This is a genomic window from Weissella confusa (genome assembly GCA_041871065.1).
In the GTDB taxonomy this organism is placed as follows: domain Bacteria; phylum Bacillota; class Bacilli; order Lactobacillales; family Lactobacillaceae; genus Weissella; species Weissella confusa_A.
On the sequence record CP168942.1, the window covers coordinates 953,363 to 966,688 of the forward strand.

Genomic DNA, 13,326 nt, shown 5'->3' on the forward strand with positions numbered 1-13,326 from the left:
ATCATGACCGAGAAGAACAATGAACAACAGCCATGGGAGGCATCTTTTAAAGATGAAGCAACCGGTCAATACTCACGAACGCAAAACCGACGCAAGTCTCAACGCGTAAGTATGGTTGTTGGAATTTTGGTATTGATTGTGATTGCTCTGTCATTTGTGCCTGTCTATAAGTATTTGCAAGCGTTGAACAAGCCGGTTGATGCCACAACTAGCACGGAATTGCCAGCAACGACTTCAACAAAGACAACCACTACAACGAGCAAAATTACGGAAACTGCAAAGTCAGAATCACGCGCTAAGAAAGCAGCCAGTGCTTCTGAAAAGAAGGCGAAGGCAGCTAGTGAATCAGCCGCAGCAGCATCAAGCCAAGTTGCATCTGAATCAGCTGCTTCGTCATCTGAAGCCTCATCATCGTCAGCCTCAAGTTCTAGTTCAGAATCTGATGGTAATACGGTGAAGTTTGAATCTGGTACTTTGTACAGTTTCGCTGTTGCCAATGGGACAACACCTGAAGCGTTGTACTCATTGAACCCAGGATTGACTGCCTCAAACTATTCAACCTACTATGGTCAAGATTTGAAGGTTAAGTAATCCCCAAAAGACACATTCCGATGGGAGTGTGTCTTTTATTTTGCGTGAAATTAACGTACAATTAGTTGTTATATAAATGAGTGAGGACAATTGATTATGAATCCGATTCAAATCGCAATTGACGGACCAGCTTCTGCTGGAAAGTCAACAATCGCCAAGATTTTGGCATCAGACTTAAATTTTGTGTACGTTGACACTGGTGCAATGTACCGTGCAATCACGTTGGCTGCTTTTCAAGCGGGTGTGGATCCAAATGATGAATCAGGCGTAACAGCTTTGTTGCCTGACTTGACCATTACGTTCCAACCTGGTGAGCCAGTGCAACGTGTCTTCTTGAACGGTCAAGAAGTAACTGAAGAAATTCGATCAGTCGAAGTGACGGCTAATGTATCAGCTGTTTCTTCATACGCCGCTGTTCGTGAGGCAATGACTGCCTTGCAACGTGATATTGCGTCAGAAAATGGCGTTGTCATGGACGGACGCGATATTGGGACGACGGTGTTGCCAAATGCGCAAGTCAAGATTTTCTTGATTGCTTCAGTTGCTGAGCGTGCGCAACGTCGCTTTAAGGAAAACCAAGCTAAGGGGATGGATACATCTCTTGCTGAGCTTGAGGCAGCCATTGAAAAGCGTGATTATCTAGATTCACACCGCGAGATTTCTCCTTTGAAGAAGGCGGATGATGCGGTTGAATTGGATACAACTGGCTTGTCAATTGACGGTGTCGTTGACGCAGTTAAGGCAATTATTGCGGAAAAGACGCAAAACTAACAAAAAACATAAAGAAAGTTGTAAAAGACTACTAGTAATTTATAAAAGGATTCGGTATAATAACTACTAGAGTCGTGTGACCAGGAGGATATATTGTAATGAACGAAGAGAACAACGAGCTATTGGCAGCTCTTGACAGCGTAGCCGAAGTTAAGGTTGGCGATGTAGTTAAGGGTGAAGTCTTGGCAATTGACGATGCTCGTCAAGTTATCGTAGGTATCGAAGGTGCCGGTGTTGAGGGTGTTATCCCAATGCGCGAATTGACGGCTGACCGTGATGCAAACGTTAACGACCTTGTCAAGGTTGGAGACGTATTGGACTTGGTAGTTGTATCAACTATCGGTTCTGACAAGGAAGGTGGATCATACCTATTGTCAAAGCGTCGCTTGGAAGCTCGTCGTGCTTGGGAAGAAATCGCAAGCAAGCACAATGTTGATGACATTGTGGAAGCACCTGTAACGCAAGTCGTTAAGGGTGGATTGGTTGTTGACGTTGAAGGTGTACGTGGATTCGTACCTGCTTCAATGATCGAGAACCGTTTCGTGCAAGATTTGAACCAATACAAGGGTCAAACTATCCGCGCGAAGATTATCGAGATCAACGCTGCTGACAGCCGCTTGATCTTGTCACGTCGTGACGTTTTGAACGAAGAGCGTTCAGAAGCTTTGTCACGCGTATTCAACGAATTGTCAGTTGGTGACGTCGTTGAAGGTAAGGTTGCCCGCATGACCAACTTCGGTGCATTCATCGACCTTGGTGGTGTAGACGGATTGGTACACGTATCTGAAATCTCACACGAGCGCGTTTCACAACCATCAGACGTTTTGTCAGTTGGTGAAGAAGTTAAGGTTAAGGTTTTGGGATTGGATCCTGAAAAGGAGCGTATCTCATTGTCAATCAAGGCTACGCAACCTGGTCCTTGGGAAGCTGCAGCTGCTGAAGCTCCAGAAGGAACTGTTTTGGAAGGTACTGTAAAGCGCGTTGTTGACTTTGGTGCCTTTGTTGAAGTGTTCCCTGGTGTTGAAGGTTTGGTTCACGTTTCACAAATCTCACACAAGCACATTGCTAACCCAAGTGATGTTTTGAAGGCCGGTGACAAGGTTAAGGTTAAGGTTTTGGAAGTAAACCCTGACAAGCAACGTTTGTCATTGTCAATCAAGGCTTTGGAAGAGGCTCCTGCACGCGAAGAGGGTTCAAACAACAACGACCGTCCTCGTCGTCAACGTCGTCCTCGCCAAGAGCAAGCACCAACTAACTACTCAACTTCAGAAGAAGAGGGTTCAGCTACGTTGGGTGACGCCTTTGGAGATATCTTCAAGGACTTCAACTAATAAGCTTTAAATAGCGCAAAAGATTAAGCGTGTGTTGGGTTGTCTCAACGCACGCTTAATTTCGTTAAAACACGATTTTCTACTGGTCACGACAACAGACAGTGCCGGTGAAAACCGGTACAATAGAGAATAGTAAGTAACCGCCAGTCTCCCAGTGGGTGATTGGCAGAAAAGAGGGTAACATGGGATTTCCTGTTGTGGCCGTTGTTGGCCGCCCAAACGTTGGTAAGTCTACGATTTTTAATCGTATTGCCGGCGACCGTATTTCAATTGTCGAAGATACCCCAGGTGTAACGCGTGATCGTATTTACACACGCGCTGAGTGGTTGACCCGTGAATTCCGTTTGATTGACACAGGTGGAATTGATATGGCTGATGAGCCATTCATGACACAAATTGTGCAACAAGCTGAAATTGCGATTGACGAAGCTGACGTCATCATCTTCATGGTTTCTGCCCAAGAAGGTTTGACTGAAGCTGACGAACGCGTTGCAAAGATTTTGTACCGTTCAAAGAAGCCTGTTGTTTTGGCCGTAAACAAGGTCGACAACATCGAGATGCGTTCAGAAATCTATGAATTCTACGCACTCGGATTTGGCGATCCATTCCCAATCTCTGGTGCCCACGGTACTGGATTGGGAGACTTGTTGGATGAAGTGGTTTCTCACTTCCCAACGACTGATCAAGAAGAAGAAGACGATTCAATTCGTTTCTCATTCATTGGTCGTCCTAACGTTGGTAAGTCATCATTGGTTAATGCCATCCTTGGTGAAGAACGTGTCATCGTTTCAGATATCTCTGGAACGACGCGTGACGCCATTGACACGCGATTCACGTCTGCTGAAGGTGATGAATTCGTGATGGTCGACACGGCCGGTATTCGTAAGCGTGGTAAGGTGTACGAAAATACTGAAAAGTATTCAGTTATGCGTGCCATGCGTGCCATCGATGATTCTAATGTTGTTTTGATGGTTTTGAACGCCGAAGAAGGTATTCGCGAACAAGACAAGCACGTGGCCGGATACGCCCACGAAGCTGGTCGTGCGATTATCATCGTCGTTAATAAGTGGGATACGCTTGAAAAGGACAACCACACGATGGCTGACTTTGAAAAGCAAATTCGTGATGAGTTCCAATACTTGTCATACGCCCCAATTATTTTCGTTTCTGCTAAGACGAAGCAACGTTTGAACAAGTTGCCTGAGTTGATTAAGCAAGTTAACGAGAACCACCAAAAGCGTGTGCAATCTGCAACGTTGAACGAAGTTATCATGGATGCCTTGGCATTGAACCCAACGCCAACGGTAAACGGAAAGCGTTTGCGTGTTTACTACGCGACTCAAGTTGCTATCCAACCACCAACATTCGTGGTCTTTGTTAACGATCCTGAATTGATGCACTTCTCATATGCACGATTCTTGGAAAACCAAATTCGTAAGTCATTCGACTTTACTGGTACGCCAATTCACTTGATTAAGCGTGCTCGTACTTAATGAATGAGTAAAACCTCGTAGCGATTTTCACTACGAGGTTTTTTATTTGGTTGCATACTCAAGAATACCGAACAATAGGCAAGTACTGAAAAACAAACATTCAGTGAATAAAACGTGAAAATGTGGAAAAAACCGCGTTATATCAACGTTTTTGCCACATTGTGGGTTGTTATGGGGTTTTAACTATGCTATTCTAAATAACGAAATCAAAGAACGATTCGTTCAATTTCGTACATTTGGGAAATTCCATTAAGCTATTAAGCAGGAGGAACATTAGCATGGCTAACAAGCAAGATTTGGTAGAAAAGGTTGTTCTTTCAACTAACTTTACGAAGAAGGATGCAAACGAAGCTGTTGATGCAGTATTCGCCGCAATCCAAGAATTCCTTGCAAAGGATGAAAAGGTTCAATTGATCGGCTTCGGTAACTTCGAAGTTCGTGAGCGCGCTGCTCGTAAGGGTCGCAACCCACAAACTGGTGAAGAAATCGAAATCGCAGCATCAAAGATTCCTGCATTCAAGCCTGGTAAGGCCTTGAAGGATGCCGTGAAGTAATTTAAAGCCTATTATATCGGGCTTTAAAGCGATTCGTGGGGCCACCGTGGGGCCATGATTTTTTGAAATAGAATTTCGTGCTTACGTGGCTTATCCACCATAAAAGAGTGAATTCAATGTTCACTCTTTTTTATTTGCTTTGCGTAGCACACATGTTTTTTCGAAATAGACACCTTTGTGTGAACTGTGGTAAAATTTTGACATACAAAAAGCCCACTGAAGGTGCAAGCTTCAGTGGGCGACAGGTTCCTAGGAATTCGTTGGTTAGGTGTCCATCACTACTGTGGTGGACGCTTTTCTTTTGTCTCGAAGTTTACGCGCTTAATTACCACGTATAACGCTGCAATTGCACGAATAATACTTGGCGAGGCTAAAATGAACACATTTGGTGCAACCCATGGACTAAGACTGATGTTGCGAGCATATTAGTTCTTCATACTCTGACAATATATTCTGTGATAAACTACATGTATGACTTGTGAAGGGAAGCGAAGTTGATGGAGAATCCAAAGAAAATGGTGACGATTGCCGGCTCAGATATTTTAGCTGGCGGTGGGATACAGGCTGATTTGGCGACCTTTAATGAGTATGGTTATTTTGGACTAAGCGTTATTACGAGTATTGTCACGGTGACTCAGGATGACTTCACGATTCACCCAGTATCGTTGGATGTTCTCGATGCGCAATTGCAGTCTATTTTTGCTTTAGATGATATTGCTGGCGTGAAGGTAGGTTTGCTGCCAACTGTCGGTCACGTGCACATGGTGGCAGATTATTTGCGTCGTTATGCAACTAATCTGCCTGTGATTATCGATCCGGTGATGGCTTTCAAAGAAACGGACGATGTGGATGTTGCTGAGTTGGTGGCAGCGTTCCAAAACGACTTGTTGCCACTGGCTTCTATGACGACACCTAACTTGGTTGAAGGCGAATTGCTTGCTGGTATTAAGATTAAGGATAAGGCCGACTTAGCAAAGGCCGCGGAAATCATTCGTGACTTTGGTGCTGACGCCGTTGTTGTAAAGGGTGGCGCACGCTTATCTGGTGATGAGGCGACTGATGTTGTCACAACTGGGGCAGAACCGACCTTTCTAGGCTCTCAGAAGCTCAACAGTGCGTTTAACAATGGGGCTGGATGTACATTTGCCTCAGCCATTGCAAGTCAACTAGCGACCGGTAAGACGCCGGTAGACGCGGTGAAAGATGCAAAAGATTTTGTTTATTGGGGAATTAAAAACGGTGTCGCATTAAACGATGATTTTTCGGTCGGCAATGTGTGGCAAGCTGCCCGCCGTTTAAGGGGTAAATAACATGAAAACAAAGCAATTAACAATCGCAGCAGTTATTATCGCTGTTAATATTGTGTTGAGTTACGTGGTGAAATTGCCAACGCCAACCGGCTTCGTGTCGTTGGTTGAAACGGGAATTTTCATTGCTGCCTGGCATTATGGGTCAAAAACCGGCGCCTTTGTTGGTGGACTAACCGGTCTGCTACTTGATTTGCTAGCAGGTTATCCACAATGGATGATTTTCTCATTCATTATCCACGGACTTGAAGGTTGGGTGCTTGGTAAATTTGCGATGGACGAACGTATTGGTAAGCGTGTCTGGGGGAACTTCTTAGGCGGGTTAGTCATGGTCGGTGGTTATTGGATTGCCGGGGCTTTCTTGATTTGGCTAACTGGTGGTGCCAAGATGACCATGCCAAGTGCGGCATTGGCAAGTTTGACTGGGGTACCCGCAAATATCATGCAAGTCTTGGTCGGCTTCATTCTAGCGCTGTTGCTAAGTGTGCCATTCCGCAAGGTGTTGCGTAAATAATACAGAAAAGCTGTCATTTCGTCGGATGACGGCTTTTTTACTGCCTGAAAAAATGATATTCTAGACATCTAGGTTTTTTACGTTTTTGAAAGCAGGGTGAGTATGAGTAATAAACAAGTAGCGTCAACTGGCGCAATTTTAGCAGCAAGTGTCCTCTTGATTGGGTTAATCATGCGATCACCCATTACGACGCTCCCCTTGATGTTAACGCAGATTTCAGGCGAGTTGGGCGTACCTAAGGGTCAACTGGGTATTTTGACGACGATTCCATTGGTCATGTTCCTACTGATTTCTAATTTTGCCTCAAAGACGATGGCGTTCTTTGGTTTAAAGAAGGCGTTGGGCCTGTCATTGGCATCAATCTTTTTGGGAACGGCGTTGCGCTTGGTCGTGACGATGCCAACTATGTTGATTGGAACGGTTCTGGTCGGTGCAGGAATTGCGCACCTAAACGTGTTTATGCCAACATTCGTGGCGTCATATTTCTCACATAAGGTGGGGGTTTACACATCAATGTACTCACTCACGATTATGATTGGGTCAGCGACGTTTAGCTTGTTGACGGCGGCAGTGGTGGCAACATTCGGTTGGCACGCCGTGATGTGGTTGCTGGTCTTGTTGCCAGCCATTGTACTTGGTTTCTGGATCTACACGTCTTTGCGTGTGCCGGAGAAGGTACCTGCAACGCGTGGTCGTCACCATGACGCTAACGCACCCAAGAAGAAGATTTGGACAAATATTAAGGCGTGGCCATTCTTGGTTGTCTTCGGTGTACAAGCGATTATTAATTACACGGGTGTGGCCTGGCTTCCAACCATGATGGCGCAGCATCATGTTTCAGCCGGCTCAATCTCTGTGATTATGTCATTCTATTCATTTATTGGGATGCCAATTTCAATTTTGGTACCGAATATCTTGGTAAACATGCGTCGCAAGGGGACGTTGGCAACCATTGCAGTTGCTGCCGTGATGTCACTAATTGGTGCGGTGATGTTGTTTGATCAAGAAACGTCTTCAGTTGTGTACTGGTTCTTCTTGACGATTTTGATCGGTTTTGCAACGTCATTTTTCTTCTTGTACACGATGACAATGTTTGCGGGGAAGACATCTTCACCAGTCGAAACGGCCCGTTTGTCAGGTATGGCCCAAGCGGGTGGTTACTTCATGTCCGCATTTGGCCCAATGCTTTATGGTATGGCCTTTACGGCTAATCCAAACGGGGGCATCCAAAATGTGGTTTATCTGTTGTTGGTAATTGTGATGATTGTGGCTGCCGTGATGATGGCAATGACAAAACATTTGTTTGACTAAATGATTATGAGACGTTGTTCAGTGGTGAACAACGTCTCTTTTTTGTATAATGAACATACGACAAAAACAATTTGGGGGATATTATGGCACGTAAGATTGGAATTATCGGCCTTGGAAACGTTGGGGCTGCGGTAGCGCACGGATTGATTGCACAAGGGGTAGCCGACGACTACGTCTTTATTGATGCAAACGAGGCAAAGGTAAAGGCTGATCAAATTGATTTCCAAGATGCAATGGCGAACTTGGAAGCGCACGGTAACATTGTGATTAATGATTGGGCGGCCTTGGCTGATGCAGATGTTGTAATTTCAACATTGGGAAACATCAAGTTGCAACAAGACAACCCAACTGGTGACCGTTTTGCTGAGTTGAAGTTCACGAGCAGCATGGTCCAATCAGTCGGGACGAATTTGAAGGACTCTGGTTTCCACGGCGTATTGGTCGTGATTTCAAATCCAGTTGACGTGATCACGGCTTTGTTCCAACACGTGACTGGATTCCCAGCTCACAAGGTGATTGGAACGGGTACTTTGCTTGATACAGCGCGTATGCAACGTGCGGTTGGTGAAGCGTTTGATTTGGATCCACGTTCTGTCTCAGGATACAACTTGGGTGAGCACGGTAACTCACAATTCGTGGCTTGGTCAACGGTGCGTGTTATGGGTCAACCAATCGTGACGTTGGCCGATGCTGGCGATATTGATTTGGCAGCCATTGAAGAGGAAGCACGTAAGGGTGGCTTCACGGTTTTGAATGGTAAGGGATACACAAGTTACGGTGTTGCAACGTCAGCAATTCGCATTGCTAAGGCTGTGATGGCTGATGCGCATGCTGAATTGGTTGTGTCAAACCGACGCGATGACATGGGCATGTACTTGTCATACCCAGCGATTATTGGGCGTGATGGTGTCTTGGCAGAAACGACGCTTGATTTAACAACGGATGAGCAAGAGAAGCTTTTGCAATCACGTGATTACATCCAACAACGTTTCGACGAAATTGTTGATACACTCTAAAAACACAAAAAGTGGCTTCAATCAGGCGATTGGACCACTTTTTTCTAGTTATGCTTGAAAGGAAGGTTTATGAAGCTTTTACATACTGCCGATTGGCATATCGGTAAAGAACTGGGTGGCTTCTCACTATTAGAAGAACAAAAAGCTGCTTTTAAAAAGATTTTGCAGTTGGCTTTAGAGGAACAAGTTGATGGCATTATTGTGGCAGGTGACTTGTATGACCGCGCCATTGCGCCGACAAGTGCAGTGACGGCCTTAGAAGCTATGTTGCGTGAGATGAATTTGACGCATCATTTGCCCATTTATGCAGTCTCAGGAAACCACGATGGGGCAACGCGTCTTGGTGCTGGCCACGAGTGGCGTGAACAGACTGAGTTATACATCAACACAACTTTGGCGGAGGCATTTACGCCGGTTGAAACTGAGGAAGCGCAGATTTTTATGCTGCCATTTTTGGAACCAACTGCTGCGCGTGTTTACTACCAAGTATCTGAAGATGAAATCGCGGACTATCAATCGATTGAACAAGTCATGGCGCGTATTGTGCCTGAGATGGTCGCAAACTTTAATCCGGACAAGCGTCACATTTTGGTAACCCATTATTACGTAACGGGTTCTGACAATGCAGATTATGAATTTACGAGTGAGACGAATTCACGTGTCGGCGGATTGAAGGGCATCACGGCGGGACAATTTGCAGATTTCGATTACGTCGCATTGGGTCATTTGCATTTACGTGAAGCTAGCCCAACTAAGACAATTCGTTATTCAGGGTCACCGGTAAAGTTCAATACCAAGGAAGCCCAAACTGAAAAGGGTGTCTATATTGTTGATGTAACTGACGCAGGTGTGACAACAACGTGGCGCCCAATCGCGCCGACGAAGGATTTGATTGTCTTGCAGGAAACGTTTGAAACGTTAATTGATCCAGCTTTCTATCAACAATATGATCGCGCACATGCGAACTTCTTTAGTATTCGCATTCAAGGTGCTGCGCAATCCTCAAATGCGCGTGCTGATTTGACGGAAATTTATGGGGATGTCGTGGAATTGCAATACGACATGCCAAAAATCGCTTTGGACCAGCAGGTTGTCCCAGAGCCGGTCGATGAGGATATTTCGAACGAAGACTTGATTGGCCAGTTCTATGAAGAAGTGATGGGGGAATCGTTGACGCCGTTGCAAGAAACACTGGTGTCAGATACGTTAGTTGCGATTTCACAAGCGGAAGAAGGATAATATGCGACCTATTAAATTACATCTTGAATATTTTGGGCCGTACGAAGATACGACCGTTAATTTTGAACGTTTTACGGAATCAAAGTTGTTTTTGATTACGGGTGATACTGGCGCTGGTAAGACAACCATGTTCGACGCAATGACATATGCGTTATTTGGTGGAGGAACGGGCGATCGCAAGCCGGAAGCGATGCGTAGTGAGTTCGCACCAACCACGGCTGAAACGGCGGTGACGTTCTGGTTTGAGCATAATGGTCAGTACTACCGCATTGCGCGTAAGCCAACGCAACAACTAAAGAAGAAGCGTGGCGCTAAGTCAGATGACGACACGACGGAGCGTAAGGCGGAAGTATCCTTTGCTGAAGTGGATGATTCTTTGCAGACCCCGATTGCCGATTTAGGTGAAAAGGCAACGTTGGTTAATGAAACTGTCCAAGAATTATTGCATTTGACGGCAGATCAATTCCGCAAGATTATTTTGCTGCCACAGAATCAATTCCGTGAGTTTTTGGCCGCCCAAAGTGACGACAAAATTACGATTTTGCGTAGTCTGTTTGGGACTGAAATTTTTGATGCGTTTACTGAAGCATTGAAGAACCAACGTAAGGATGCCAACAAAAAGATTGAAAGCTTGTCGAACGAGTTGCGGGCTGCATTGAAGCAGGTTAGTTGGGATGTGCCAAACATTGCTGAACTTGCGCCAACACCAACTGAACAAGTGGCCTACTTAGCCACTCAAGTTGCTAACGCACAAACAGCGGTTACGCAACAAACGACCGTCCATGAACAAACGGTTGCTGCTTTGACAACTGCGCAAGCTGCGTTACAAGCTGGTCAAAAGTTGGCGCAAGCGATTGAGCGCCAACAGGTCTTGCAGGCCCAGGCAACACAATTAGCGACGCTAGCTGAGGAAATTGCGACTAAGCGTGCTGACTTGGCAGTCTTGGATTGGGGAAATACCCAACGCGATTTGGTTGCGAAGGTTGATGATGCCAAGCGAACAGTGCAACGTTTGACTGATGAGTCTACTCAGACCGCAAGTAAGTTAGTTGAGGCTGAAAAGGCAGCAACAACTGCACGTCAAGAACAAGCGACGTTAACAGCTGGTGAACCGGCAGTTGTCGCCCAACGCGAGCGCTTGACGTTGGTGACGGAAACGTTACTACCAAATGCGAAGCGTCAAGCCGATTTACAAAAGACGATTGATGCGTCTGAGGAGCGTCTGTCAGCATTACATGACATGCAGGCTGGAACAGCAAAACACGTCACAGAAGTTGAACAAAAAATGACGGCTGCGAACGAACGTTTGGCATCACTAGCTGACGTTACAATGCAACAAACGGCTTTGGCAGGCTTTGCTGGTCGTATTGCATCATTATCACAGGCTCAAATACGGTTGAATCAACAGCAAGCCAGCTTGGCAAATACGCAACAATCATATGAATCAGCACAACACAAGTTAACCGCTGCGCAAACAACACTAGCGGAAGTGATTGCGATGCGTGAGTCAAAGGCAACGCTTCGTCGTAATGTGATGATTCAACAATTGCATAATGAGTTGAAGGTTGGTGAGCCGTGTGCCGTTTGTGGTCAAATCTACACTGGTGAAAATGAAGATCCGCACGCTGTTCAAACTACCTACGACGATTTGAAGGTTGCCATGGCCGAAGTGGAAGAGGCTGAAACCGCTGAGCAACAAGCTATTGCGGATGAAGCTGGTGTGAAAGCCTCAGTTAATGAGTTGCAAGACATGGTTGCGAAGGCGACGACATCATTTAATCAAGCTAAAGCTGATTTGGCCGATGCCTATGAAACGCTGTATGTCGATTGGCAACAGATTTTCCCAGATAACTTGCTACCGGACACATATGATGCATCTGCGGTATCAGCACGTTATGACGAGCTGAAGGCAATTGTGGAAAACGATATTGCGCTTCAAACTAAGACGACTCGCGAACTCGCTGAGTTGACGGCGAAGCTTTGCAAACTTAAAGAACAAGTTGCGTCAACGACGGCTCAATTGCAAGAACAAGAACGTCAGTTGACAGCTGACCGAGATGCGTTGGCAAAACTGAACGCGCTAGGTGAATTGGGCGATGTTGCAACCTATGAAGATGAGCGTCAAACGTTGGCAACAGAAATCGCAACGTTTGAAAAGCAACAACAAGCCGCGCAAGAAGCGGTCCGTAGCGCCCAACAGACGGTACAGACATTGCAAGCTCGTCACGCAGAATTAGCTGCAGGATTGACAGCGGCTAATGAACAATTGGCGACGATGTCAGGGCGCTTAGGTGCTGAGATTGCAGCTGGTCCAGTTGCGGATGAAGCAGCCTTTAAGGACTTATTGGCGCGTTTGGATGCCGACAAGTCATTGATGACGACTTTGAGTGCCGAAATTGCCACGTATGATACGCAAGTTGCTGAAAATAAGCAACAACTGACGGCAGTTACGGCTGAAATTGGTGACCAGACCGCCCCTGATCTGACGGCACTTCAAGCACAACAAGAAGTAGCCAATGAAGCGGAAACGATTGCGCGCGACCGCAAGGCTAAGTTGCAATTTGAGCTAGATAAATTGCGTAAGGAACACGAAACGGTTGTTGATTTAGAAGCACAAATTACGGCAATTACAGCTAAGTCAGCCGATTTGATCAAGTTGACGCGAGCAGTAGATGGCGTGAACACTAAGAATCTTCGCCTAGAGCCATATGTGTTGCGTAGTTTTCTTTATGAAGTTTTGGCATACGCAAATGAGCACTACATCGGTAATTTGTCAGCTGGCCGATACCAATTTGTTCTTTCAAACCGTCAAGCTGGTCGTGCCAACCAAAATGGTTTGGATATTGATATTTACGATCAAGATGCCGGTAAGGTCCGTTCAACGAGTACGTTGTCTGGTGGAGAATCATTTATCGCAGCACTTTCAATTGCGTTGTCGATGGCCGAAGTTGTCCAACACCGTGCTGGTGGCGCCAAGATTGATGCGTTGTTTATTGATGAAGGATTTGGTTCACTTGACGGCACCACGCTGTCACAAGCGATGGAGGCGTTGGCATCAGTCGAACAAAGTGGTCGTTTGATTGGGGTTATCTCACACGTTGAGTCAATGAAACAACAAATTCCACAGCAAATGGTGGTCACAAAACAGGGTAGCGGACGCAGTAAATTAACTTATCGCATGGTATAAGGGACTGTAACC

General features: G+C 45.8%; 11 protein-coding genes. All 11 read left to right on the forward strand.

Annotation, left to right across the window (positions count from 1 at the left end):
• Nucleotides 1-3 precede the first annotated feature (3 nt).
• The 11 genes from ACAW68_04220 (at nucleotide 4) to ACAW68_04270 (ending at nucleotide 13,314) form a co-directional block, all read left to right on the forward strand.
• On the forward strand, nucleotides 4-591 hold the full coding sequence (locus tag ACAW68_04220) for a LysM domain-containing protein (protein XGA16773.1): 588 nt from the start codon (nucleotides 4-6) through the stop codon (nucleotides 589-591).
• Nucleotides 592-687: 96 nt separating this feature from the next.
• On the forward strand, nucleotides 688-1,362 hold the full coding sequence (gene cmk / locus ACAW68_04225) for a (d)CMP kinase (protein ID XGA16774.1): 675 nt from the start codon (nucleotides 688-690) through the stop codon (nucleotides 1,360-1,362).
• A gap of 98 nt (nucleotides 1,363-1,460) precedes the next feature.
• Nucleotides 1,461-2,693, forward strand: a complete 1,233-nt coding sequence (rpsA, locus tag ACAW68_04230; protein XGA16775.1) for a 30S ribosomal protein S1 — start codon at nucleotides 1,461-1,463, stop codon at nucleotides 2,691-2,693.
• A 182-nt stretch (nucleotides 2,694-2,875) separates the two neighbouring features.
• Nucleotides 2,876-4,186 (forward strand): ribosome biogenesis GTPase Der, encoded by a 1,311-nt coding sequence (gene der, locus ACAW68_04235; GenBank protein ID XGA16776.1) that lies wholly within the window; start codon nucleotides 2,876-2,878, stop codon nucleotides 4,184-4,186.
• 278 nt (nucleotides 4,187-4,464) lie between these two features.
• Nucleotides 4,465-4,740 (forward strand): HU family DNA-binding protein, encoded by a 276-nt coding sequence (locus tag ACAW68_04240; GenBank protein ID XGA16777.1) that lies wholly within the window; start codon nucleotides 4,465-4,467, stop codon nucleotides 4,738-4,740.
• A 497-nt stretch (nucleotides 4,741-5,237) separates the two neighbouring features.
• Nucleotides 5,238-6,050: a bifunctional hydroxymethylpyrimidine kinase/phosphomethylpyrimidine kinase gene (locus ACAW68_04245; protein XGA16778.1), complete on the forward strand. Its 813-nt coding sequence runs from the start codon at nucleotides 5,238-5,240 to the stop codon at nucleotides 6,048-6,050.
• A 1-nt stretch (nucleotide 6,051) separates the two neighbouring features.
• Complete coding sequence (locus tag ACAW68_04250) at nucleotides 6,052-6,561, forward strand: ECF transporter S component (GenBank protein ID XGA16779.1); 510 nt, start codon at nucleotides 6,052-6,054, stop codon at nucleotides 6,559-6,561.
• A 102-nt stretch (nucleotides 6,562-6,663) separates the two neighbouring features.
• A complete protein-coding gene (locus tag ACAW68_04255) occupies nucleotides 6,664-7,872 on the forward strand; it encodes an MFS transporter (GenBank protein ID XGA16780.1) in 1,209 nt (402 codons plus the stop codon).
• A gap of 83 nt (nucleotides 7,873-7,955) precedes the next feature.
• The gene (locus ACAW68_04260) at nucleotides 7,956-8,888 is read left to right on the forward strand and encodes an L-lactate dehydrogenase (GenBank protein XGA16781.1); all 933 of its coding nucleotides are present in this window, start codon (nucleotides 7,956-7,958) and stop codon (nucleotides 8,886-8,888) included.
• Between the two features lie 69 nt (nucleotides 8,889-8,957).
• Entirely contained in the window at nucleotides 8,958-10,127 is a 1,170-nt protein-coding gene (locus ACAW68_04265) for an exonuclease SbcCD subunit D (protein ID XGA16782.1), read from the forward strand.
• 1 nt (nucleotide 10,128) lies between these two features.
• Nucleotides 10,129-13,314, forward strand: a complete 3,186-nt coding sequence (locus ACAW68_04270) for an AAA family ATPase (GenBank protein XGA16783.1) — start codon at nucleotides 10,129-10,131, stop codon at nucleotides 13,312-13,314.
• Nucleotides 13,315-13,326 lie beyond the last annotated feature (12 nt).

What these genes read in the sequence shown, in the direction of transcription:
- ACAW68_04250 (XGA16779.1), top strand. Translation starts at nt 6,052, where the DNA reads ATGAAAACAAAGCAATTAACAATCGCAGCAGTTATTATCGCTGTTAAT.
- ACAW68_04270 (XGA16783.1), top strand. Translation starts at nt 10,129, where the DNA reads ATGCGACCTATTAAATTACATCTTGAATATTTTGGGCCGTACGAAGAT.
- ACAW68_04245 (XGA16778.1), top strand. Translation starts at nt 5,238, where the DNA reads ATGGAGAATCCAAAGAAAATGGTGACGATTGCCGGCTCAGATATTTTA.
- ACAW68_04265 (XGA16782.1), top strand. Translation starts at nt 8,958, where the DNA reads ATGAAGCTTTTACATACTGCCGATTGGCATATCGGTAAAGAACTGGGT.
- ACAW68_04260 (XGA16781.1), top strand. Translation starts at nt 7,956, where the DNA reads ATGGCACGTAAGATTGGAATTATCGGCCTTGGAAACGTTGGGGCTGCG.
- der (XGA16776.1), top strand. Translation starts at nt 2,876, where the DNA reads ATGGGATTTCCTGTTGTGGCCGTTGTTGGCCGCCCAAACGTTGGTAAG.
- ACAW68_04255 (XGA16780.1), top strand. Translation starts at nt 6,664, where the DNA reads ATGAGTAATAAACAAGTAGCGTCAACTGGCGCAATTTTAGCAGCAAGT.
- cmk (XGA16774.1), top strand. Translation starts at nt 688, where the DNA reads ATGAATCCGATTCAAATCGCAATTGACGGACCAGCTTCTGCTGGAAAG.
- ACAW68_04240 (XGA16777.1), top strand. Translation starts at nt 4,465, where the DNA reads ATGGCTAACAAGCAAGATTTGGTAGAAAAGGTTGTTCTTTCAACTAAC.
- rpsA (XGA16775.1), top strand. Translation starts at nt 1,461, where the DNA reads ATGAACGAAGAGAACAACGAGCTATTGGCAGCTCTTGACAGCGTAGCC.
- ACAW68_04220 (XGA16773.1), top strand. Translation starts at nt 4, where the DNA reads ATGACCGAGAAGAACAATGAACAACAGCCATGGGAGGCATCTTTTAAA.